15 protein-coding genes, 1 tRNA gene and 2 pseudogenes are annotated in these 22,790 nt (G+C 61.6%); 10 read left to right on the forward strand and 8 right to left on the reverse strand.

Going from position 1 to position 22,790, the window contains the following annotated elements; genetic code table 11:
• Positions 1-222 precede the first annotated feature (222 nt).
• A tRNA-Ser gene (locus DMX12_RS19470) sits at positions 223-312 on the reverse strand.
• A gap of 198 nt (positions 313-510) precedes the next feature.
• Here DMX12_RS19470 and DMX12_RS19475 point away from each other — a divergent pair.
• From DMX12_RS19475 to DMX12_RS19485, 3 genes are all read left to right on the forward strand, one after another.
• Positions 511-1,200 (forward strand): crotonase/enoyl-CoA hydratase family protein, encoded by a 690-nt coding sequence (locus DMX12_RS19475; RefSeq protein WP_110679185.1) that lies wholly within the window; start codon positions 511-513, stop codon positions 1,198-1,200.
• A 151-nt stretch (positions 1,201-1,351) separates the two neighbouring features.
• Positions 1,352-2,071, forward strand: coding sequence for a 1-acyl-sn-glycerol-3-phosphate acyltransferase (locus DMX12_RS19480; RefSeq protein WP_110679186.1), 720 nt, complete (start codon positions 1,352-1,354; stop codon positions 2,069-2,071).
• A 64-nt stretch (positions 2,072-2,135) separates the two neighbouring features.
• Positions 2,136-3,107, forward strand: a complete 972-nt coding sequence (locus tag DMX12_RS19485) for a magnesium and cobalt transport protein CorA (protein WP_009684091.1) — start codon at positions 2,136-2,138, stop codon at positions 3,105-3,107.
• Between the two features lie 492 nt (positions 3,108-3,599).
• Here DMX12_RS19485 and nadA read toward each other — a convergent pair whose 3' ends face one another.
• Positions 3,600-4,658 carry a quinolinate synthase NadA gene (gene nadA / locus DMX12_RS19500; RefSeq protein ID WP_110679187.1) on the reverse strand — a complete coding sequence of 353 codons (1,059 nt, stop codon included), beginning with the start codon at positions 4,656-4,658 and terminating at the stop codon, positions 3,600-3,602.
• 231 nt (positions 4,659-4,889) lie between these two features.
• Entirely contained in the window at positions 4,890-6,398 is a 1,509-nt protein-coding gene (locus DMX12_RS19505) for a YdgA family protein (RefSeq protein ID WP_110679188.1), read from the reverse strand.
• A gap of 446 nt (positions 6,399-6,844) precedes the next feature.
• On the opposite strand from DMX12_RS19505, the gene DMX12_RS19510 reads away from it, so the two are divergent.
• The 4 genes and pseudogenes from DMX12_RS19510 to DMX12_RS19520 all read left to right on the forward strand — a co-directional run bounded on the left by DMX12_RS19510 (position 6,845) and on the right by DMX12_RS19520 (position 11,432).
• On the forward strand, positions 6,845-8,197 hold the full coding sequence (locus DMX12_RS19510; protein WP_110679189.1) for an APC family permease: 1,353 nt from the start codon (positions 6,845-6,847) through the stop codon (positions 8,195-8,197).
• 409 nt (positions 8,198-8,606) lie between these two features.
• A pseudogene (locus DMX12_RS30380) lies at positions 8,607-9,470 on the forward strand (HAMP domain-containing protein); the annotation flags it as partial.
• Between the two features lie 348 nt (positions 9,471-9,818).
• Positions 9,819-10,328, forward strand: a pseudogene (locus DMX12_RS30385) (methyl-accepting chemotaxis protein); the annotation flags it as partial.
• A gap of 144 nt (positions 10,329-10,472) precedes the next feature.
• The gene (locus DMX12_RS19520; RefSeq protein WP_110679191.1) at positions 10,473-11,432 is read left to right on the forward strand and encodes a cation diffusion facilitator family transporter; all 960 of its coding nucleotides are present in this window, start codon (positions 10,473-10,475) and stop codon (positions 11,430-11,432) included.
• Between the two features lie 96 nt (positions 11,433-11,528).
• Here DMX12_RS19520 and DMX12_RS19525 read toward each other — a convergent pair whose 3' ends face one another.
• Positions 11,529-12,857, reverse strand: coding sequence for a DUF1329 domain-containing protein (locus DMX12_RS19525; RefSeq protein ID WP_177411278.1), 1,329 nt, complete (start codon positions 12,855-12,857; stop codon positions 11,529-11,531).
• A gap of 86 nt (positions 12,858-12,943) precedes the next feature.
• On the reverse strand, positions 12,944-14,860 hold the full coding sequence (locus DMX12_RS19530; protein ID WP_177411276.1) for a DUF1302 domain-containing protein: 1,917 nt from the start codon (positions 14,858-14,860) through the stop codon (positions 12,944-12,946).
• A gap of 291 nt (positions 14,861-15,151) precedes the next feature.
• Between DMX12_RS19530 and DMX12_RS19535 the strand changes: the two genes are divergently transcribed.
• Positions 15,152-15,820, forward strand: a complete 669-nt coding sequence (locus DMX12_RS19535) for a TetR/AcrR family transcriptional regulator (RefSeq protein ID WP_110679193.1) — start codon at positions 15,152-15,154, stop codon at positions 15,818-15,820.
• Here the strand turns inward: DMX12_RS19535 and betB are convergent.
• From betB to DMX12_RS19550, 3 genes are all read right to left on the reverse strand, one after another.
• Positions 15,796-17,265 carry a betaine-aldehyde dehydrogenase gene (gene betB, locus DMX12_RS19540; protein WP_110679194.1) on the reverse strand — a complete coding sequence of 490 codons (1,470 nt, stop codon included), beginning with the start codon at positions 17,263-17,265 and terminating at the stop codon, positions 15,796-15,798. The genes DMX12_RS19535 and betB overlap by 25 nt on opposite strands.
• Positions 17,266-17,282: 17 nt before the next feature.
• Entirely contained in the window at positions 17,283-19,034 is a 1,752-nt protein-coding gene (locus DMX12_RS19545) for an amidohydrolase family protein (RefSeq protein ID WP_110679195.1), read from the reverse strand.
• Between the two features lie 78 nt (positions 19,035-19,112).
• Complete coding sequence (locus DMX12_RS19550) at positions 19,113-20,024, reverse strand: LysR family transcriptional regulator (protein WP_054913438.1); 912 nt, start codon at positions 20,022-20,024, stop codon at positions 19,113-19,115.
• Positions 20,025-20,129: 105 nt separating this feature from the next.
• Here DMX12_RS19550 and argE point away from each other — a divergent pair, with 105 nt between their 5' ends.
• Positions 20,130-21,437, forward strand: a complete 1,308-nt coding sequence (gene argE, locus DMX12_RS19555) for an acetylornithine deacetylase (protein WP_232108535.1) — start codon at positions 20,130-20,132, stop codon at positions 21,435-21,437.
• A gap of 46 nt (positions 21,438-21,483) precedes the next feature.
• The gene (locus tag DMX12_RS19560) at positions 21,484-22,761 is read left to right on the forward strand and encodes an MFS transporter (RefSeq protein ID WP_110679197.1); all 1,278 of its coding nucleotides are present in this window, start codon (positions 21,484-21,486) and stop codon (positions 22,759-22,761) included.
• Positions 22,762-22,790: the final 29 nt, after the last annotated feature.

Consider the following 22,790-nt stretch of genomic DNA (forward strand, 5'->3'; position numbering starts at 1 on the left):
AGACCAGCATTTTGCCTCGGGCTTCCTTCAGATTCGCAGTCGCCCGCGACACCCTTGCCTCTGGCTAACACTTCCCCTTGCCGGGTGTGTAGAGGACTTTCACCTCCAAGTCACCCGCTCGGCTACCACAACCAAACGGGTTGCGCTAACGCGCAACGCGCCATGCCTGGCGCACAACAAAAAGCCCCCGGGCTGTTCAGCGCGGGGGCTTTTCGTAGAATGTGGCGGTGAAGAAGGGATTTGAACCCTTGATACGATTTCTCGTATACACACTTTCCAGGCGTGCTCCTTCGACCACTCGGACACTTCACCGTTTCTCTTCAAGCCTTGCGGCCCGTCGAGGTGCGCTAATTTAGTGAAAGCGCTCCCCTTTGGCAAGCATTTTTTTCAGTTTTTTCATGTATTTGCACCAGAGCCCGGCTGGGCGCTGACCGACCAGTCAGCCTTGCTGCTTTACCTTGCCCATCGCGCTGGGTAACGTCGGTGCCACGCCAACAAAAGGACTCTGCCATGAGCGAGCTGATTACCTACCACGCCGAAGACGGCATCGCCACCCTGACCCTGAACAACGGCAAGGTCAATGCCATCTCGCCGGAGGTCATCAGCGCGTTCAATGCCGCGCTGGACCGCGCCGCCGAGGCCCGCGCGGTGGTGATCATCACCGGGCAGCCGGGCATTCTGTCGGGCGGCTACGACCTCAAGGTGATGACCCGCGGCCCACAGGAAGCCATCAGCCTGGTCACCGCCGGGTCCACCCTCGCCCGCCGCCTGCTGGCTCACCCCTTCCCGGTGGTGGTCGCCTGCCCGGGCAATGCCGTGGCCAAGGGCGCCTTCCTGCTGCTGTCGGCCGACTACCGCATTGGCGTCGAAGGGCCGTACAAGATCTGCCTGAACGAAGTGCAGATCGGCATGACCATGCACCACGCCGGCATCGAACTGGCTCGCGACCGTCTGCGCCGCTCGGCCTTCCACCGGTCGGTGATCAACGCCGAAGTGTTTGACCCGCATGCGGCGGTGGATGCCGGCTTCCTCGACAAGGTGGTGCCCGCCGAACAACTGCAGGAAGCGGCGCTGAACGTGGCGCGGGAATTGAAGAAGCTGAACATGCTGGCGCACAAGAACACCAAGCTGAAGGTGCGCAAAGGGCTGCTCGAGGCCTTGGACACCGCCATACAACTGGACCAGCAGCCTATGGGTTGAGCCTGCTGGCCGCGACGCGGGGCAGGCGTACGCTGCTCCCGCGCAGAAGGGGGCTCACCCGCGAAGTGGCCAGCACAAGCTGACACCGGCATTTGCCCCAACCAGTGCACAGCCGTACACTGCCCGGCGACTGTCTGGTGTGAGTCGTACCATGCTTTATTTATTGCGCATGCTCCTGCTGGCGCTGCACTTTCTCGCCGTTGGCGTCCTGGGCCTGGCCATTGGCTTGTGCCGCCCCTTCAACCCCGACAACAGCCGCCTGTTCGCACGCCTTTACAGCCGGCCGGGCACCTGGCTGCTGCGCATCAAGGTCAAGGCCGAGGTCGGCCCGCTGTGGGACCAACCACCCGGTTGCGTGATCGTGGCCAATCACCAGTCCAACTTCGATCTGTTCGTGCTGGGCCAGGTGGTGCCGCAGCGCACGGTCGCCATCGGCAAGAAAAGCCTGGGCTGGATACCGTTGTTCGGTCAGCTGTTCTGGCTGGGCGGCAACGTGTTGGTCGACCGCAACAATGCCTACCAGGCGCGCAAGGCCCTGCAGAAGACCACCCGGGTGCTGCAGAACGACACCTCTATCTGGATTTTCCCCGAAGGCACACGCAATGCCGGCGAGCAGTTGCTGGCGTTCAAGAAAGGCGCGTTTCACATGGCCATCGAGGCCGGCGTGCCGATCGTGCCAGTGTGCGTCAGCCGCTATGCCCGGCGCCTGAGCCTGAACAGCTGGCGCCGCCGCACCGTGATCGTGCGCTCGCTGCCGCCCATTGCCACCGCGGGCCTGACCCAGCAGGACCTGCCAGCACTGGTGGAGCAGTGCCGTGTGCAGATGCAACAGTGCATCGAGCGCATGGAAGGGGAACTGGGCAAGGGCTAGGTTGCTCTTCTGCCGTCTACAGCCCAAGCTATGAACCGTGTTCAACCGGAATAAGCGGGCAACCATGGGTCGAGTAGTGGCGTCAGCGGTGTACAGCGCCGGCCGGAAGGTCACCAACATCAGCATCGACGAGGGCAGCGAGTGGGCACGCAAGCCTGGGCATTTTGTCTGGATCGGCTTGGAAGAGCCCAACGCCGAGGAACTGGCCACCCTGCAATGCCAGTTCAACCTGCACGAACTGGCCATTGAGGATGCCCTGGAAAAGCACAGCCGGCCCAAGCTCGAGACATTCGGCGACGCGCTGTTCATCGTCACATACTCGCCGGTACGTCACGAAGGCAAGCTGGAGTTCATCGAAACCCACATCTTCGCCGGCAACGGCTACATCATCACCTGCCGCAACGGCCACTCCAAATCCTATGCCATGGTGCGCCAGCGCTGCGAGGCTCGGCCCTTGCTGCTGGAGCACGGTGAAGACTTCGTGCTGTACGCCCTGCTCGACTTCGTCACCGAAAACTACCAGCCGGTCAGCGAAGCCATCCATGGCGAGATCGAAGCGCTGGAGCAGAGCGTGCTGGGGGGCTCACTGCAAGAGGATGACATTCGCCGCCTGCACAGCCTGCGCCGCGACATCCTGCGCCTGCGCCGCTACGTGGCGCCCATGGTTGAGGTCAGCGAAGAGCTGCAGCGCCTGAGCTTCCCGTTCATCGACAAGAACATGCGTCCGTATTTTCGTGACGTGCAAATCCACGTCACCCGGCAGATGGAGGACTTGTCGGGCATTCGTGACATTGCCAGCCAGACCATCGAGATCGGCATGTTCCTGGAGTCGTCACGGCAAAGCATCGTGCAACGCAAGTTTGCCGCGTGGGCGGCGATCCTGGCGTTCCCCACGGCGATCGCCGGGGTGTATGGGATGAACTTCCAGAATATGCCGGAGCTGAGCTGGCATTACGGCTATTTTGCGGTGTTGGGGGTGATTGCTGCGGGGTGTACCGGGTTGTATGCCAGTTTCAAGAGGTCGGGCTGGCTATAGGCCGCTTGCGGCCCATCGCGACTCAATGCCGCTACGGGCACCGGCGTTGCCGGCGTGGGAGCGGGCGTGCCCGCGAAGTATCCAACCCGGTGGATGGCACCGGCTTTGCCGGTGTTCGCGGCTGAAGCCGCTCCTACATCGGTAGCGTGAGCTCTAGGAGCGGGTTTACCCGCGAAGCAGGCGACGCGGTGGGTGGCACCGGCTTTGCCGGTGTTCGCGGCTGAAGCCGCTCCTACATCGGTAGCGTAAGCTGTAAGAGCGGGTTTACCCGCGAAGCAGGCGACGGGGTGGATGGCACCGGCGTTGCAGGTGCTCGCGGTGTGGGAGCGGGCGTGCCCGCGAAGAATCCAACACGGTGGATGGCACCGGCTTTGCCGGTGTTCGCGGCTGAAGCCGCTCCTACATCGGTAGCGTGAGCCGTAGGAACGGGTTTACCCGCGAAGCAAGCGGCGCGGTGGCTGTGCTGGGGCCGCCGAGCGGCCTCCGGCAATCTCAGGCGTTACCGGAAAGCTTGAGCCGCGCCGCCTGGGTGAAGTCCAGCATGCGGTTCAATGGCTTGATCGCCTTGGGCACCAACGCGGGGTCGACAAAAATCTCATCCCCCCTATTGCGCAGGCAGTGCAGCACGCGCTCGAGGGTGTTCATGGCCATCCACGGGCAGTGCGCGCAGCTGCGGCAGGCGGCGCCGTTGCCGGCAGTAGGCGCTTCGACGAATACCTTGTCCGGGCACAACTGCTGCATCTTGTAGAAGATGCCGCGGTCGGTAGCAACGATGAAGGTCTTGTTCGGCAAGGTCTGCGCGGCCTTGATCAACTGGCTAGTGGACCCCACCGCATCCGCCAACTCGATCACCGCTTCCGGTGATTCGGGGTGCACGAGGATGGCGGCGTCCGGGTACAACGCCTTCATGTCGGCCAACTGGCGCGACTTGAATTCTTCATGGACGATACAGGCACCGTCCCACAACAGCATGTCGGCACCGGTCTGCTTCTGGATGTAACGGCCCAAGTGCTGGTCCGGGCCCCAGATGATGGTTTCGCCGTTGTCCATCAGGCTTTCGACGATTTCCAGTGCGCAGCTGGAGGTCACTACCCAGTCGGCACGGGCTTTCACCGCAGCGGAAGTATTGGCATACACCACCACGGTGCGCTCCGGGTGCTGGTCGCAGAACGCCGAAAACGCTTCGACCGGGCAGCCCAGGTCGAGCGAACAGGTGGCCTCCAGGGTCGGCATCAGCACGCGCTTTTCCGGGGTGAGGATTTTTGCCGTTTCGCCCATGAAGCGCACACCGGCCACGATCACCGTTTCGGCGGGGTGGTTCTTGCCGAAGCGGGCCATTTCCAGCGAGTCGGACACGCAGCCGCCGGTTTCTTCGGCCAGCGCCTGAATGACCGGGTCGCAGTAATAATGGGCGACCAGCACAGCGTTCTGGGCCTTGAGCTCGGCAGCGATGGCCGCACGGTATTCGGCCTCCTGCTCGGCTGTCAGCGGGTTGGGCTGCTTGGCGTCGAGGTGGGCCTGAACCAACAGGCGTTCGGAAATCTGGGTCATGATCGCTGGACCTGCAAGCGCGCGTGCGCATCAAATCGAGTGTATCACCCGGCCCTGACAGATCGGCTAAGGGTGCCGGACGGCGCAGGCCGCCACGGCCCTCTGCGGGCGCGGATTATTATCGGAGGCCGAAGGCTACAGAGAATCCAGCGATTACTAAAGGGGTTTTTGTGTTGCCGGCGCTGGCCTGTTCGCGGGTGAAGCCACCAGGAGACCAGCGCCGGATAACCATCATCCCCGCGGCGACAGCGCTGCGAGGTGCGCGGCCATCAGCATGGCGAATTCTTCCACGGTCATCTTCTGGCCATTGAAATCGACCATGCCATCGGCATAGTGCAGGCTGCTGACCACATCATCGCCCTGCACGGTGGCCAGGCCGCTCTGCACGGCCATCATGCCGACCATCTCCCCGGCCTGCCCCGACTGCATGGCGATCGCCTGGGCATCGGTTTGGCCATCGAGCAGCGCTTGCAGTGTCGCCAGGTCGCCAATCATGGGTTTGGACAGCGAGAGCTTGCTCTTCACCTCGGTGACGACCTGTTTGCTCAGCTGGTCCGGCGGCAGATCGAAGCTGGCCGGCGCGGCGAAGTCCATCGCCAGGTTGAAGCGGCTCTCGCCGCTGGCGGTCTTGAACGACAGGTTTTCCACCGCCACCTTGGGCTTGGCCGCCAGCAGTTGCCGCAGGTCGCCCTGGAAGCGGGCCTTTTCGGCCTCGTCCATCTGGATTTGCGGCACCGGCTGGCCGGCAGCAGCGGCAGCTTCGAACTCCGGCAGGTGCGACTGGTACCACTTCGACAAGGCCTGCAGCGCCGGGGCATTGACCGAGGTGATGCTTACCGCCATTTGCGCCTTGCCCACCGCGCGGCCGTCCCAACTGATGTCCCCGACCTTGTACTCCACGCGGCCGCCCACGGTGTCGGGGGTTTCAAGACTCTGCAGGGCATACTGCTCCACGCCCTTGACCAGCAGGACCTGCTGCTTTGGCCCTAGCGTGACCTTGGCCTCGGCCAACAACAGGTCGACGTTGCCCACGTAGATATTGTCGTACGGCGTGGCCGCCAGGTTGCCACCAAGCTTGAGGCCCTGAAGCTCGAATGTGGCCGGTGGCTGGTCGTCGTTCACCAGCTTCATCAGCAAACGGTCGGCATGGCCGTGGAACTTGGAGGCCTTGCCGTCCTTGTCGCCACTGACCTCCAGTTGCATCCCCGAAAAATCGAGGCGGTTGCCGTCTGCCTTGTCGAGCTTGAGCGGCGCCAGTTGAATCCGGCTGACCACATCCCCCCCGTAACCCAGGCTGGTCTGCGCGCTGAGCGGCACCTTGCCGCCGGCAGCGTCGAACCAAGGCGCGACGGCATCGTCCTTCTGCAACGTGCTGTTGCTGACGGCCATCACCGGCACCAGCTTCAGCGCCTTGACCCGCGACCAGGGGAATGGGCCGTGCTCGATGTGGTCGGTCACGCCCACGTCGAAGTTGATCACCTCGCCTTCACCCACGTTGATGTCGCGGGCCTTGAGCCGGTACTGGGCAGTACTGCTGAAGAAGTGCTGCTCCAGCGACACCCGCTCGATACGCAGGCTGCCACCGGTGGTGACCAGGGCCTTTTGCAGCTCGGCGTTGCTGCGGGCAAGCGCGTTGTCCAGCTCGGCTGGCAACTGCTTGCCGGTGTACCAGGCGCCAGCGGTGGTTGCGACGGCGATGGCAACCGCCAGGCCGGAAAGAATGCCAACTGATTTCTTCATGAATTGAACCGATTGCTGTCCGTAAGGGCTGGGTAGGCGGCCACGGGCCACACAGAGTACGAAGAATATCACCCCCGCAGGCACGGGACGCAGGCCAAAGTGCCGAAATCCTGCCTTTCGGAAGCATCTGACAAACCGATTGACCCCATGGCCGAATCGTTGATTTTTTCGAACACACAAATTGATCAGAACCGCAAAAAACCGCGTAAAAACCGAACAAACTCCACTTAATATCGATAAATATTTCAATGCCGTAACGTCTTGTCATGTTTAACTTGACACCCACCTACCCATCGTTTTTTATTTTCACCACTTTGCGCGCCCCCTCGCGCCTTCCGCTGCTCCAACATAAAAGGTGAACAACATGGAGCTCACCCGCTCGCCCTTGCCGCATGCGCCATACCCCGTGCCCGCCGTTCGCGCCCAGCAACAGGAGCCATGCCAGCATGCAGCATGACCCTAGCGCTGCCGGCAACGGCCAACTTCGCAAAACCCTGCGCCTGTGGCACGTGATCATCATCGGCCTGGCCTACCTGACACCGATGACCGTATTCGACACCTTCGGCATCGTCAGCGGGATAACCGCCGGCCACGTGCCCAGCGCGTACATCCTGGCGCTGGCCGGCATCCTGTTCACCGCAGTCAGCTATGGCACCTTGGTGAAACGCTTCCCGCAGTCGGGTTCGGCCTACACCTACACCCAGCGCGCGATCAACCCGCACGTGGGTTTCCTGGTCGGCTGGTCGTCGTTACTGGATTACCTGCTGCTGCCAATGGTCAATGCCCTGCTGGCCAAGCTGTACCTCTCGGCGATGTTCCCGGAAGTACCCGCATGGGTGTGGGTGGCCGCTTTCGTGACCCTCATCAGCCTGATCAACATGCGCAGCGTGAACCTGGTGGCGCACTTCAACCTGCTGTTCGTGGGCGTGCAGGTGGCGATCATCGCCGTGTTCATCTACCTGTGCGTGCGTGGCCTGCACCACGGTGAAGGGCTTGGCACGGCCTGGAGCCTGATCCCGTTCGCCGACGGTCAGACCCAGTTCAGCGCACTGGCCGCCGGCGCGACCATCCTGTGCTTCTCGTTCCTGGGCTTTGACGCCGTCACCTGCCTGTCCGAAGAAACCCGCGATCCGGGCAAGACCATCCCGCGGGCGATCTTCCTCACCGCCCTGATCGGTGGCGTGGTGTTCATCACCGTGTCGTACTTCATCCAGGCCTACTTCCCGACCATGGCGCGCTTCCATGACCACGAGGCGGCCCTGCCGGAAATCGCCCTGTATGTCGGGGGCAAACTGTTCCAGTCGGTGTTCATTGCCTGCACGGTGATCAACACCATCGCCTCGGGCCTGGCCTCGCAGACCAGCGTGTCGCGCCTGCTGTACGTGATGGGCCGCGACAACGTGATCCCGGCCCGCGTTTTCGCCCGCCTGCACGCACGCTACAAGACACCGGTACTGAACATTGCCGTGGTCGGCATCATTTCGCTGTCGGCGATCTTCTTCGACCTGGTGACTGCCACCTCGATCATCAATTTCGGCGCCCTGGTGGCGTTCAGCTTCGTCAACCTGTCGGTAATCAACCATTGCTACCTGCGCGAAGGCAACCGCAAGGGCCTGGCCAACCAGCTGAAGTACCTGGTACTGCCCACCATCGGCTTCTGCATCATCGTTTCGCTGTGGTTGGACCTGAATGCCCACTCGCTGATCTTTGGCGGTATCTGGGCGGCGCTCGGCCTGCTGTACCTGGGCTGGCTGACCAAGGCGTTCCGCTCGGCGCCCCCCAACTACGTGCCTGAATGACCCACGCTACCCACAACGCCCGCGCCTGGCCGCGGGCGTTGCAGTGTTCGAAAAGGAAAGCTCCATGCTGCTGCGCCGCCTCTCCATCCAATGGAAGATCACCTTGCTGGCCGGCCTTTGCCTGCTGGCCATCGTCGCCTTGCTGGTGGCCACCTCGCTGACTCAGGCACAGCGCAGTGCCACGCTGGTCAACCAAGCCAACACCGCCATGCTCGACAGCAGCGCGCGGCAGCGCCTGGAGGCCCATGCCGAAACCCAGGCCCTGCGCATTCAGCGCTACTTCATGGACGCTTATCAATACGGCAATGGCTTTGCCCGTTTGGTGCAAGTGCTGCAAGCCCGAGGTGGCAACGACCTGCGTGCCGAACTCACCCGCCAGGCGCGAGCCAGCCTGGCCGGCAAACCTGACATGATCGGCCTGTACCTGGTGTTCCAACCCGATGCACTGGACCAGCAAGACAGCCAGTACCGCGGCCAGGACGCGGTGGGCAGCAACGAGAGCGGGCGCTTTTCGCTGTACTGGTCGCAGCCGCGCCCGGGCACCCTGGAGCGCGAAGCCATGCCAGAAGCGCTGCTCGGCGACGCCAGCATCGGCAGCAACGGCGCGGCGAAGAACCGCTGGCTGACCTGCCCACTGGAGACCGGCAAAACCTGCCTGCTGGAACCGTATCTGGACGAGGTCAACGGCAGCCAGGTACTGATGACCAGCATCGCCCTGCCCTTGCTGGAACACGGCAAAGTGGTGGGCGTGGTCGGCCTGGATATCAGCCTGGACAACCTGCAGCAACTGAGCACAAACGGCCGCCGCGAGCTGTTCGAGGGTCAGGGCCAGGTGAGCATCGCCAGCGCGGCCGGCCTGCTGGCAGGCAATAGCCGCGACGCCAGCATGCTCGGCAAACCCGTTGAACCTGCAGTTGCCGCTGGCCAGTTACGGGTTGCGCACCCCTTCACGCCCATTCCCGACGCCGCCCCGTGGCAGGTATTGCTGGAAGTGCCGGAAAGCGTGCTGCAGGCGCCCGCGGTAGCCCTCAATCAGCGCCTGGATGCGCACAACCAGCGTGCCAACCTGACCAGCCTGCTGATCGGCCTGGGCGCGGCAGTGCTGGGCTTGCTGCTGGTGTGGCTCACGGCCCGCGGGGTAACCCGCCCGATCCTGGCGGTGGCTGCCCGGCTTGAAGACATCGCCAGCGGCGAAGGCGACCTTACCCGCCGCCTGGACTACGCCCGCCAGGACGAACTGGGCCAGCTCAGCGCGTGGTTCAACCGCTTCCTCGACAAACTGCAGCCGGTCATCGCCCAGCTCAAAGGCTCGCTGCAGGAGGCCCGCGGCACCGCCGACCAGTCGGCAGCCATCGCCAGCCAGACCAGCGCCGGCATGCAGCAGCAACACCGTGAAATCGAGCAAGTGGCCACCGCGGCCAATGAAATGAGCGCCACCGCGCTGGATGTCGCCCATAACGCCGCGCAGGCGGCCCAGGCGGCACGTGCCGCCGACCAGGCCAGCCAGGAAGGCCTGCAGTTGATCGACAGCACCCGCCAGGGCATCGACCGGCTGGCACTGGACATGGACACGGCCATGGCCGACGCACGCGCCCTGGAGGGCCGCAGCACTCAGATCGGCACGGTGCTGGAAGTCATCCGCACCATCGCCGAGCAGACCAACCTGCTGGCACTGAATGCGGCCATTGAAGCAGCCCGTGCCGGGGAAGCCGGCCGTGGCTTTGCCGTAGTCGCCGACGAGGTGCGCGGGCTGGCCCAGCGCACGCAGGTGTCGGTGGAGGAAATTCGCCAGGTCATCGAAGGTTTGCAGCAAGGCACCCAGGATGTCGTGGGCGCCATGCACGAGGGCCAACGCCAGGCGCAAGCCAGTGCCGCACGCATGGAGCAGGCCCTGCCGGCACTGCAACGCATTGGCGAGGCGGTGGCGGTGATCAGCGACATGAACCTGCAGATTGCCTCGGCCGCCGAGGAGCAGAGCGCAGTGGCCGAAGAGGTGAACCGCAACGTAGCCGGCATTCGCGACGTTACCCAATCGCTGGCAGGCCAGGCAGACGAGTCGGCACGCATCAGCCAGGCCTTGAACCGGCTGGCCAACCAGCAACAAGCGCTCATGGAGCAGTTCCGCGTCTAATCTGTAAGGGCTTCTTCGCGGTTAAACCCGCCCCCACAAGGACCAGCACTGGCCTTTGAAGCCATGCCCCCTGTAGAAGCGGGTTTACCCGCGAAGAGGCCCTCACAGGCACCACAGCATCATCGTTTTTGCCGAGCACACCTTATGCAAACCGCCCCCCGATCCTCGTTCTTCGACATCACCTGCGAACAGGGCCTGCTGCGCACCTCGATCGCCGTCACCCTGTTCATCGCCAGCATCGGCATCGCTTTCGGCGTGGCCTCCGGGTCGTTCTCGATCATGTTCGATGGCGTTTACTCACTGGTCGACGCCAGCATGAGCGGCCTGTCGCTGGTGGTGGTCAAGCTGATCACCTCGCATACCACCAGCGTGCAGATGTCGCGCAAGCTGCGCGAGCGTTTCACCATGGGCTTCTGGCACCTGGAGCCGATGGTGCTGGCACTCAATGGCATCCTGCTCAGCGGCGTGGCGGTCTATGCCCTGATCAACGCCGTCAGCAGCCTGCTGCAGGGCGGCAGACACCTGGAGTTCGGCATTGCCATGGTCTACGCGGTAGTGACCGTGATCTGCTGCGTGACCATCGCCCTGGTCGAGGCCCGCGCCAACCGCCAGCTGAAGTCGGACTTCGTGGCCATAGACGTCAAGGGCTGGGTGATGTCGGCCAGCATCACCGCTGCGCTGCTGATCGCCTTCTGCTTTGGTTACGCGGTTCAGGGAACCTCATGGGAGTGGGTATCACCGTACATCGACCCGGCGGTACTGGCCCTGGTGTGCCTGGTGATTGTGCCGCTGCCGATGGCGGTGGTGCGCCAGGCCCTGGCGGACATTTTCCTGGTCACCCCAGGCGACCTCAAGCTGCACGTGGACGAAGTGGCCAAGGCCTTTGTCGCCCGCCACGGGCTGCAGTCCTACCGTGCCTATGTTGCCAAGGTCGGGCGCTCACGCGAGATCGAGCTGTACTTCATCGTACCCAAGGCCATGGCAGCGAAGACCATCGATGAATGGGACGCGTGGCGCAACGAGATTGGTGAAGCCGTGGGCGGTGAAGGGCCGAACCGCTGGTTGACGGTGGTGTTCACGGGCGACCCGGAATGGGCGGAATGAGCTTTCGAGAATGCCGGGCTGGCATGGCACGGCCAGCCCGGCATCTGAAACCCTGCGGCACCGCCCGCCACGGGCAGAGCCGCCTGGCGGCACGTGTCAGCGGTTGCCCATGCGCTGCAGGGTTGCAGGCTTGTAGCGGTCTTCGGAGGGCACTGGCTGGCTGAAGTCGAGCGTTTTGCTTTCCTCGTTTTCCAACTTCTGAACCATGTAGCGGCGCGCCTGCAAATCATAGAATGCGTCGACGGTGGTCCAGGTGGTGGGCACGTTGTAGAAGTTGCTCATGTAGCCTATCGATACCCGCCACAGTTCGCCGTGGCTGTTATAGCGGTCGGCAAGCGCGATTTGCCAGCTGTCTTCGTCGAGGTAGAACACCCGTTTCGAATAAATATGTCGCGCCGTTGGCCGCAACGTGCCCTCTACCACCCACACCCGGTGCAACTCGAAGCGGGTCGGCGCACTGAGCAGGTGGCCGGGTTTGATGATGTCATCGTACTTGTACTGCGGGCTGGCGATCCGATAGTTGTTGTAGGGGATGTAGATTTCTTTCTTGCCGACCAGCTTCCAGTCATAGCGATCGGGGGAGCCGTTGAACATATCACGGTCATCAACGGTGATCAGGCCATCGGAACCGCTGTCCGGCGTGTCGTACGAGATGGTAGGGGCGCGACGCACCCGCCGCAGCCCTGGCACGTAGCCCCAGGCCATGCGTGGCTCCGCCACCTGGTTCAGCGTTTCGTACACCAGCGACGCCTCACCCGCCATACGGGCCGGGCTACGGGCAGCACTGAGGTAGTAGAAGAGGATGTTGTTCAGCGTCGAGTAACTGCCGCCTTTGACGTAGTACTTGAACAGCACGTCCTGGTCATAAGTGGCAAGGCTGTACTGCCCATTGGCTTGAACGGTGGCTTCCGAGAGCTTGCGGACCACATAGGTACCGCGGTAGCGGGCGATATGGTTCCACAGTGCCTCCACGCCGCTTTGCGGGATCGGGAACGGGATACCGCCAAATGCGTGGATGAAGCCGTTGCCGCCTTCGGCCAGCTCCGCCGTGGTCGCGTTTTGCCGGGTGTTGTCGTACACCCACTGTGGCTCGGCAGCACTGCGGCGAGTGGTATAGACCGGGTAAGACATGGTTTGCGGGTAGGCTTTGAGCAGGGCGATCTGCCCAGGGCTCAATTTGCCTTTGTACTGCTCGACATTTTCCGCGGTGATGGTGAACAACGGCTTGTCGTCCGGGTACGGATCAACGTAATGCTGGCCTGGCACGTAACCGGCCGGGGGTTTGCTCAAGCCGCCGGTCCAGGCAGGGATGCTGCCATCGGCGTTGCCCGCGGTTTCGCCGCCCAGGGGGGTAAGGTCTTTCCCCAGCCGGCTTGCCTGTTGTTCGGACACAGCGGCGTGTGCCGCGCCGAAGGCGAACAGCATAACGGTGCCAACGACGAGAGAAAGACACTTGGCATGCTTGACGTAGTATTTCATGGTTAGCCCTGCTTGAAAGAATGAATACCTCGTTAGAACGAGTACTTCACGTCCATGCTGACGTTGTCCCTGTCACGGATCAGGTTGCTTTGCCCCGCACCGGTAAACAGGGTGTATTGCAGGCCGGCTTCAACGCGGCTCAGGTAATCAGCCTTGATGCCGAAGGTGTAGCCTTTTCGGCCTTCCATGAAACTGCCGGTCAGGTCGGAGTTGCCTTTGAAGTTGTTGGTGTGGACGAAGAACGGCGAGAGGTTCACGCCAGCGTATACGTTGGTCCAGGTGCCCTGCATGCTGAGCGTGTAGCCATACGCCTCGCGGGTCATGGGGTTGTCGGTGGTGTCTGGGGTGCCGGCGAACTTGCGCTTTACCGGGGTGGGGTTGTACCCGGTATAACTCAAGTCGCTGCCGTGGTAGGACTGGGTCGCGATTTCGGCAATGCCGACCAACGAGTTGAAGCCCAACGACGGGCCAAAGTTGTAGATGGTGCCCAGCGAGGCGTTGATCGACTCGACACGCTCGTAGTTGGAATAGACCCCGCCCCGGCAGAACGGCTTACCGCCCAGCGAGGCACACGCCTGGGCGCCGCTGAGGTTGGCGTCGGACAGCCCCGACGTACCGGCCACGCCTTGCGCGAGAAGGTCACCCACCAGGTCGTTGGTCGCACTGATTGCAATCGGCAGATTCGGCCGATAGGAAATTTCACCGAAAACCGACGCATTGTTTATCGTGGTATTGAAGCTGAGGCCGTACATGCGAACGTCCTCGACATACTCACGGCGCACATTGGCATTCTGTGACAGGTCCAGGGTTGCCAATGCCCGGGCGGCGCTGGGGCCGATTAGCGAATCAAGCGTGGTCAGATCGACGCCACGGTAGGCGCCGGTGTCGATCTGCTGCACGGGCTCCTTGGTGTGGTAATTGGCAAAGTAGAAGCCGAAGTCGGTGGCATTCAAGGCCTCGGCAATATAGTGCAGGCTGATACCGTATTGCCCGCTGGCCCGAGCCTTGTCGTCCGACTGCACATTGCTGACCTTGAAGATGCCCGTGGCGGGGTCGAGGTAGCGGCTGGCATTGAAGGGGCCTTGGCCAAGGCCGCCCGGGATCTGGGTGGCCATGCCGTACGCTGCCATTGCCGGAACCAATGCAGGGACCTGGGCGTACGCAGTGTTGCCACCCGGCCCGAAGATATCGGTGGTGGAGTAGTAGCTGCCAACCGGGTCAAGCGCCGTTTCTTTCCATTTCAACTGGTAGTAAGCGTCCATGGACAGGTTGTCGGTCAGGCCGAAATTCAGGCTCAGCGCCTCAACCGGCACAAGCACTTCCTTGACCTGAGAGCCAGGCAAGCGGTACTTGACCGCATCCACGGGGTTCGAAACGCTCACGCCGCGATAGAACAAGGACTCACCCCAGTTGAACACCTGCCTGCCGAAACGCACCGTCAGGGGGTGATCGGCCACGTCCCATGCCCCGTATACGTAGGCATCCAGAATGTCGGCAGAGCGGCCGGCGAGGTGTCGGGTACTGCGGGTAAAGCTGTCATCCTTTGGATAATTCTGGCTAGGCTCTACCACCGCCGGGTTGTTGTAGTAGTCACTGCGTTTATCCATTATCTGCGTGTCATAGAACGCCGACCCACGAACGAACAGCCCATAATTCTGGTACTTGGCCTCAAGCTCCGAGGTCAGTTTGAACACCTGCGAAACAAGCCCGGTATCGAAGTTGCGGTTGCCGTCGTTGCCATTGAGCGCATCGTTGTTTTTCGCCTGGCCTTGAACTCGCCATACCTGGCCGAAAGACACGGTATTATCCAGGGTGCCGGTGATATCGCCATCGGCGAGGGCAAATTCGAGCGCTGCAGCGGGCTGGGTGAAGGTGATAGCTGACGCAAAGCCGAGCCATGCAACCCTGCTTTTCGACCCACAAGGGTCAGCAAAACGGAAAGGTTTCATCAGTACTGCTCCTGGGATGTCTTTTTGTTTTTTTACGCACCGGAGTGACGCGACCAGAGCAAGGTCCAAACTCGAATTATCTGACGATGCATGTCATCAAGATGCGTCCAAGGCTGGCTGCTGTCAATCGTCTAGCGGCGCTGACCATTCAGTTTCGCACGCGGCTTTGTTGCTTAAATCAGTGCCTTTTTCCGTGACTGAACGGCACAGCCCGGTACGACAGGGCCGCGCTTGTCGTGAATTCAAAATTTTGACTACAATGAAATTCAGTTTATTCGAAGGGTGGGCACAATGAGCAAAACCTCCGGGGGTGCCGAGCGCTCCTACCGTGGCGTCAGCCAAGAGCAGCGCATCAAGGCCCGCCGGGAGGCCTTCATGAAGGCGGGGATGCAGCTGTTCGGCACCCAGGGCTACCGCGCCACGACCGTGCGCGACCTGTGCAGCGAGGCGAAACTCACCGATCGGTACTTCTACGAGTCCTTCGAGGGCACGGAAGAGCTGCTGTGCGCGGTGTATGTATCGATCATGGACGACCTGGAACAACGCCTTAACCAGCTCTACCAGGACCACGAACAGGTACAACACCACGCAGGCCGCAAGTTCCTCGCCACGTTTTTCGAGGCCATGCAGGACCCGCTGGTGGCGAAAATCGTATTGGTCGAAGTGCTCGGGGTAAGCCAACGCGTCGACAACCTCTACCAGCAGAACAACTTGCGCTTCTGCAACTTCCTGTTGTCCGCGATCAACCGCACCTACGGTGGCTTCAAGCCGGTCGCCTCGGAACTGTACATGTGCATGGGCATACTCGGGGCAATAAACCAGATTGCCGTGTACTGGACCTTGAGCCAATACCGGGACCCTGTGAACGTGCTGATCGACACAGGGCTTGCCCTGATCGAAGGCTGCGCCAAGGTGCCTGGCGCAGCCCTGCACGATCAGCAGGGTGGGAAAACGGACTGATAGCTGCCCAGTTCAATGAACACCGATTTGGTCCGCGTGTGCTCGAACAGTGCCTCGATGCCGTTCTCCTGGCCGATACCAGACAGCTTGCTGCCGGAAACGGGCATTTGAGGCGGCACCTGGCCCCAGGTATTGACCCAGCAGATACCCGCCTCCAGCGCGTGCACGATACGGTGCGCCTGGGAGATGTTCTGGGTTACCACGCCGCCCGCCAGGCCTAGTACCGAGGCATTGGCACGCGCGATCACCTCTTGCTCGCTGTCGAAGGTCAACAGGCTCATCACCGGCCCGAATATCTCTTCCTGAACAATCTGCATGTCGTCGCTGCAGTCCGTAAACACAGTCGGAAGCAAGTAACTGCCTGCCGCGAACGCCTGCCCTGCCGGCAGGTGCCCGCCACACAGCAATGTCGCGCCGGCGTCGCGACCGCTTTGAATGTAGGCCAGCACTTTCTCGCGGTGCGCCTGGCTGACCAAAGGGCCGAACCGCGTGCGCGGGTCACTGGGGTCGCCAATCGCAATATTTTCAACCCGTTTCAGGATTGCGCGCTGCAGCCTGGCCTGGATAGCGCGGTGCACGAACACCCGCGTACCACTGGTGCACACCTGGCCGCTGCTGAAGAAGTTCGCCATTACCGCAATATCTGCCGCTCGCTCGATATCGGCGTCGGGCAGAATGATCAACGGTGATTTGCCACCCAGTTCCATGGTGACCTTCTTCAGTGTGCCGGCGGCGCTGGCCATCACTTTCATGCCGGTCGCGACGCTCCCGGTGAACGAAATCTTGGCGATATCTGGGTGCTCGCTGAGCGCCTTGCCCACGGCCTGATTGCCTTGCAGCACATTGAACAACCCTGCGGGTACGCCAGCCTCGACCAGCAGTTCGGCCAGGCGCAAGGTGGACAAGGGCGTCAACTCGCTGGGCTTGAACACCATGGCATTGCCAGCCGCAAGCGCGGGCGCCAGCTTCCACATGGCGATCTGAAGGGGGTAGTTCCAGGCGCCCACCCCGGCCACCACACCCAGCGGTTCTCGTCGGGTATAGGTGAACGCTGTTTCGCCTACAGGTGACTGCCGGCCTTCGATAGCCGCCATCAAGCCGGCAAAATAGCGCATGACCGCTACCCCGCCTTTGATGTCGACCCTGGAGGTATCGAAGATTGGCTTGCCGGTATCGAGGGTTTCCAGCTGCGCCAGTTCGTCATTGCGCAGCAAGATCAGCTTGGCTGCATCCAGCATTATCGCAGTGCGCTCAGCCACCGGAAGCTTGACCCACTCGCGTTGCGCCGCGCTGGCCGACAGCACGGCGTCGTCGACCTGCCCTGCGCTGGCTTGCTCGACAGTGGCCAACAGCTGGCCGTTGGCTGGGTTGATCGAGTCGAATGTGCTGCAACCGCTGGCGTAGACCTGCCTGCCATCGATGAACTGCCCTATGGTTCTGTGCATGTTGGTGATCCTCTTGCTCAGGCAGGCTGAGTACGGGCCGGCAGGAATTTGCCATAGTGGTGCGCTACGCCAAGGTCCTTGGCAAACCCACCGTCCCTGGCATAGGCCACTCGCCCATTGACCAACGTGGCCAGCACTGCCTGGTCGTTGCGGTTGACCAACCGCCTGAGCGGGGTGTTTTCGATGAGGTCTTCGCTGACCGCGTCCAGGTCACTGTTCAAGCCCTGGGGATCAACGATGGCGATATCTGCCCGGGCGCCCGGCCTCAGCCTGCCTGCGTCCAGCCCGTACCAGTCGGCCAGTTCGGAAGTGACACGCGCCACCCCCTCGCCCACGCTCATGAAGTGGTTACCTTCCAGGTGGGCATCGCGGATATATTTCAGGAAGCGCAACGGGAAATTGTAGAAAGCCAGGCCACGAATATGCGCCCCGGAATCAGCGAAGCCGACATGGACGCTGCGGCTGCGCATGAGTTTGTGCATGACCTCGACCCGGCTGTTGCCCATCAGCGTGGTCCAGACAAGCTCGGATTTGTACTGCACCGCCAGATCGAGGAAGCAGTCGATAGGGTCCTGCTCGCGCGACCTGGCGATTTCGCCGAAATTGCGGCCAATCAGGTTTGGGTCCGGGCAGGCTGTGACATAAGCGTCGGAAAAGTCGCGTTGCCAGAGCCCTACTTTCAATACGCTGCCCAAACCCTGTTTGAATAATTCACGGAACTCGGGCTTGGTGGCTTCTGCGTACTGGTCCTCTTCGTTCTTCAGGTTGCGCAGCACCAGGCCGCCGGCAAATTCGTCGAAATTGTTGAAGTTCAGCCCCGCGCTGTAGACCCGCAGTGGCGCCGGTAGAAACTGCCATTTGAGGTTGCCGCGCAGCAGCTTTTGGGTAACCCAGCCACTCAGGCGAACCATCTTCTGCAGACTGGGCTTCACCTTCAGGTCCAGGGCCGTGAGCAACGTGGTTTTCAGCTTTGGCCGGAACCAGCCCGAGGCAGCGAACATCAGGCGTACCGCACTGGAGGGCTCGGCCACATCCGGGGCGCCCTGCAGGATCGCCCCGCGAGCGCGCAGCCGTTTGAACAGCCGGGCCATTTCGGCCCAGCTGGCAAAGGTCGAGGGCAGTGGGCGCGACCATGCACGTTCGCCGGCCACCCGGTCGATCTTGGTTTTCATGACCGACAGGCCAAGGAACCCTTGGTCCAAAGCTTCATCGAGCAGGGCCTCCATGCTGCGCAGTTCCTGCTCGGTCGGTGGCCGCGGCGTGGTGGCCTCGAGCAACCCCATGGCGGCAGCCCTGATATCGGAGTGGCCGATGTAGCACGCCACGTTCGGCCCTAACGGCAACCCTTCGAGGAAGGTGCGGTACTGGGCCGGCGATGACCAACGCTTATGTGTGGTCAGCAGGTCCAGTACATGATCATGCGGGATGGACTCCACACGGCTGAACAGATCCGCGCAATCCTGCGCCGAAGCTGAAACCATGCTCAGCGAACAAAGACCCGTCGCCACGGTGGTGACACCGTGGCGGATGGATTCTTTCAATGCAGCAGAACTCAATATCTCCGCATCGTAGTGCGAGTGCATTTCCAGAAAACCGGGCATCACCCAGCAACCTTTCGCATCCAGTACCGCTGCCGCCACTGCCGGGTCAAGTGCTGATGCACTGACGGCAACAACACGCCCGTCCTGGATGCCAACATCCGCCGCCACGCCATTGTGGCTGACGCCATCGAAGACCAGGCCGTTCTTGATGATCAGGTCATAATGCATATTATTGTTCTCACATTTTGACTACGCTTGTCATCAGAATACAGGCGCGACTTGCCCTGTCAAGTGTCATACTTGTGTTTACTTGAAAGCCTGCATCTGCGTTGTCAGTACTTGCAGCATGCGCGCAGCCGCCGAGGACAACCGGCGCCCAACACGCGTTACCACGTGGGCTTCGGCCGTCAGGAAAAGTGGATGGCCCACATCCCGGCACAGCAGTTCCCCAGCGTCCAGCTCTGCTTTTATGGCGAATGCCGGCAGGAAGGCGATACCCAGCCCTGTCTTGGCGAACTGGGTGAGCGTGGCGATCGAGTTGGTGGTCATCACCGGGTCGAACCTGACTTTCTCGGCAAGCTCCAGCACATCCACCAGTTGCCTGACGCCATGCGTGGAATAGGTGACCGCCAGCGGGTAGTCCAGCAACTCACGGGCACGCAGGGGTCCGTCGCCCTTGCGCAGCGGCGAGTCGGGGCTGAAGATCACTTTCATCGGCTGCACACGGCAGGCGCGAGAGACCAATTTGGGGTGGGTCGGCGGGTTGTAGACCAGCCCGATCTCGGCGTCGTCTTCCAGTACCTTGCGAATCAGCTCGTTGGTACCCGCCGAGTCGAGGCTGATTTTCACGCCTGGGTAGGCTTTGCAGAACCGCGGCAAGGGGCCGTTGAGGATGTCGTTGACGAACCCCTCACCCAGAACCAGGCTCACGTGGCCGGTTTTCATCTCCCGAAGCGACTGAAGCCGGCCCAGAAGGTCACCGAGATGCGCCTCCTGTTCGCGGTGAAACTCGATGACCTGCTTGCCCGCCTCCGTCAGCGCCACGCCCCGGCCACGCCGCTCGAGCAATACCGTCGCCAGTTCGGCCTCCAGCAACTGGATCTGCCGGGTGACCGCCGATGGGGCGACGTTCAGCAGGTCGGCAGCCGCGCGAATGCTGCCGCAACGGGCAGCTTCGTGGAAATAGGCAATGCGTGAAAGGTTGATCAGTCGACTCATGCCGCACCCTCGTTGATCTAACAATCAGAACAAAAAACAAGCTGACATTGATTGTAGTCACTTTTTAGGCGTCATAGCATCAACCCGGCAGGTGTACCTGCAGCCTTGCAGAACTTCAATAATGCAGGCGGTTGGCCGCACGCGATGATTCAAACGTGGGCATTGGTGCTCGGCAAACTCGCGCCATCCACCGCCGCGCCCACCCAATGCCGATGTACTTTGAATGAAGACCATAAGATGACTTCTGCTAATTTTTGCACTGCCTACCCATGGGTCGAGCGGCTCATCAGCATGGATACAACGAGCGCGCTGTCGAACTTGGGGTTGATAGAAGTGGTGCGCGACTACTTCAAGTCTTACGGTATCGACAGCACGCTCATCTACGACCGTGACGGGCGCAAGGCCAACTTGTTCGCCACGGTCCCTGCGTGTGACGGGTCTACGACCGGCGGGTTGGTCTTGTCCGGCCATACCGATGTGGTTCCGGTCACCAGCCAGGCCTGGGCGTCCGACCCTTTCTCACCGACCGTACGCGACGACAAGCTGTACGGACGTGGCGCATGCGACATGAAGGGCTTCATTGGAGTCGCTCTGGAACAGCTGCCGAACATGCTGCGCACCGCGTTGAAAGCGCCGCTGCATTTTGCGCTGTCCTATGATGAAGAAATCGGCTGTGCCGGTGCCCCCTCGATGGTGCAAGACCTGGTCAAGCGCGGCGTTGCACCGCAGGGTTGCATCGTTGGCGAGCCCACCGGCATGGGCATCGTCGTTGCCCACAAGGGCATCAATGCCTACCGCTGCAAGGTCAAAGGGCATGCTGCGCACTCGTCGCTGCAACCGGCCGGGGTGAATGCCATCGAGTATGCCGCGCGGCTGATTACCTTCATCAGCGACCTGGCACGGCAGTCTTCGCATCACGGCCCGTTCGATGAGGGTTTCGACGTACCGTTCAGTACCGCGCAAACAGGCACGATCAGTGGCGGCATAGCAATCAACACGATCCCGGAACACTGCGAGTTTCAGTTCGAGTTCCGCAACCTGCCAGGCGTCGACCCCGAATCGATATACGCAAAAATAACCCGCTACGCCGAAGAGGTGCTGCAGCCGGAGATGAAGTCACGCGTGCATACCGCAGGAATCGTCTTCGAGAAAATCTCCAGGGCACCCGCATTGAGCCCCAGCGAAAAAGAAGCAATCTGCACGCTGATTGCCGGCTTGCGGCAAGACACCCGCGTACGCCGGGTTTCCTATGCCACCGAGGCAGGCTTATTTCAGGAAGTTGGCGTGCCCACCATCGTTTGTGGGCCCGGCTACATCGAGCAGGCACACAAGGCCAATGAATACGTGTCGCTCGAGCAACTGGACCTTTGCAATAGCTTCCTGAACAAGCTGGTGCTCAGCCAGCAGGTTTGACACTGGCTGGCGGCCTTGACCGATCAATAACAACAAGGAAAACACGATGGGTGAGTTGCGCACGGATTTGAAAATGCAGCGCTGTGACCACGGGCCTGGCACCCGTGTAGGCGGGGGTTTCATTCTAGCCATGGCACTGTCACTGCTTGGCGTCTGGCTGGCGGTATTCGCCCCCATCCAAGTACTGCTTGCCCAGCAGATGGAAATATTGGCGCCCAACTCGAAAGAAAGCGCGCTGGGCATGGTGATGGGCATTGGCTCGGCCATCGCACTGGTCGCACAGCCTGTCATCGGCTTTCTGTCGGACAGAACCCGCTCAGTGTTCGGCCGCCGTCACCCGTGGAACTTTCTCGGCATTGTCGTCGGCGCGCTGGCACTTTACATGCTGGGCAAGCAAACGACCTGGACGGGCATCGTCGTTTATTGGGCCTTGGTACAAGTGGGCACCAGCGGGGTGTTGTGTGCAATCACCGCTGCAATACCGGACCGCGTGCCAGTTGAGCAACGGGCCATTGTCAGCGCCTGGAATGGCGTGATGTTGTCCGTGGCAGTTGTACTGGGCGCCGTCATCACCACCACGCTGGGTGTCGGCATAGCGCAAAGCTACACCGTCGTCGCGGCCATATTCGTGGTGCTTTCAATGCCATTTGTGTTGTTTACCGATGATCCGCTGGGGCAGCAGGTGCACACCGGTGAATGGCGTTGGAAGGCGTTCTTTTCGGCCTTCTGGATCAGCCCCAGAAAGCATCCGGATTTTGCCTGGGCATGGTCGACGCGCTTTCTGGTCGGCCTCAGCAGCGCCACGGGTACCCTGTTCTTTCTGTACTTTCTTCGCGACGGCCTGCGCTATGAGGCGCTTTTCCCGGGTGAGCGGGCCGAAGACGGCTTGCTGAAGCTGGTGCTGATCTATACCGCTGCCGTGGTGGTCACCGCTTTCGCCTGCGGGGCCATATCGGATCGAACCGGCCGGCGCAAAGCCATCGTGACGGTGTCGGGGATGATCATGGGAGTGGCTTCGCTGTTGTTGGCCTTCTGGCAGAACTGGCCGATGGCTATGGTTTCCTCAGCGGTACTCGGTGTTGGCTATGGTGCCTATGTCGCCGTCGATCAAGCGCTCATCAGCCAGGTGCTGCCCAGTTCGGCGGACCATGCCAAGGACCTGGGGATCATCAACGTTGCCATCGTCGGGCCACAGATCCTCGCCCCTGCCCTGTGCGCCATGCTGGTGACCCAGTTCGGAGGCTACCCTGCCCTCTACATGTTTGCAGGCCTGGCAGGCTTGATGGGCGGGCTGCTGGTGCTGAAAATCAAAAGTGTCCCCTGACGCAACAGGGCGCATCGGGGCATGCACAC

Source organism: Pseudomonas sp. MB-090624 (assembly GCF_003205245.1).
GTDB lineage: Bacteria > Pseudomonadota > Gammaproteobacteria > Pseudomonadales > Pseudomonadaceae > Aquipseudomonas > Aquipseudomonas juntendi.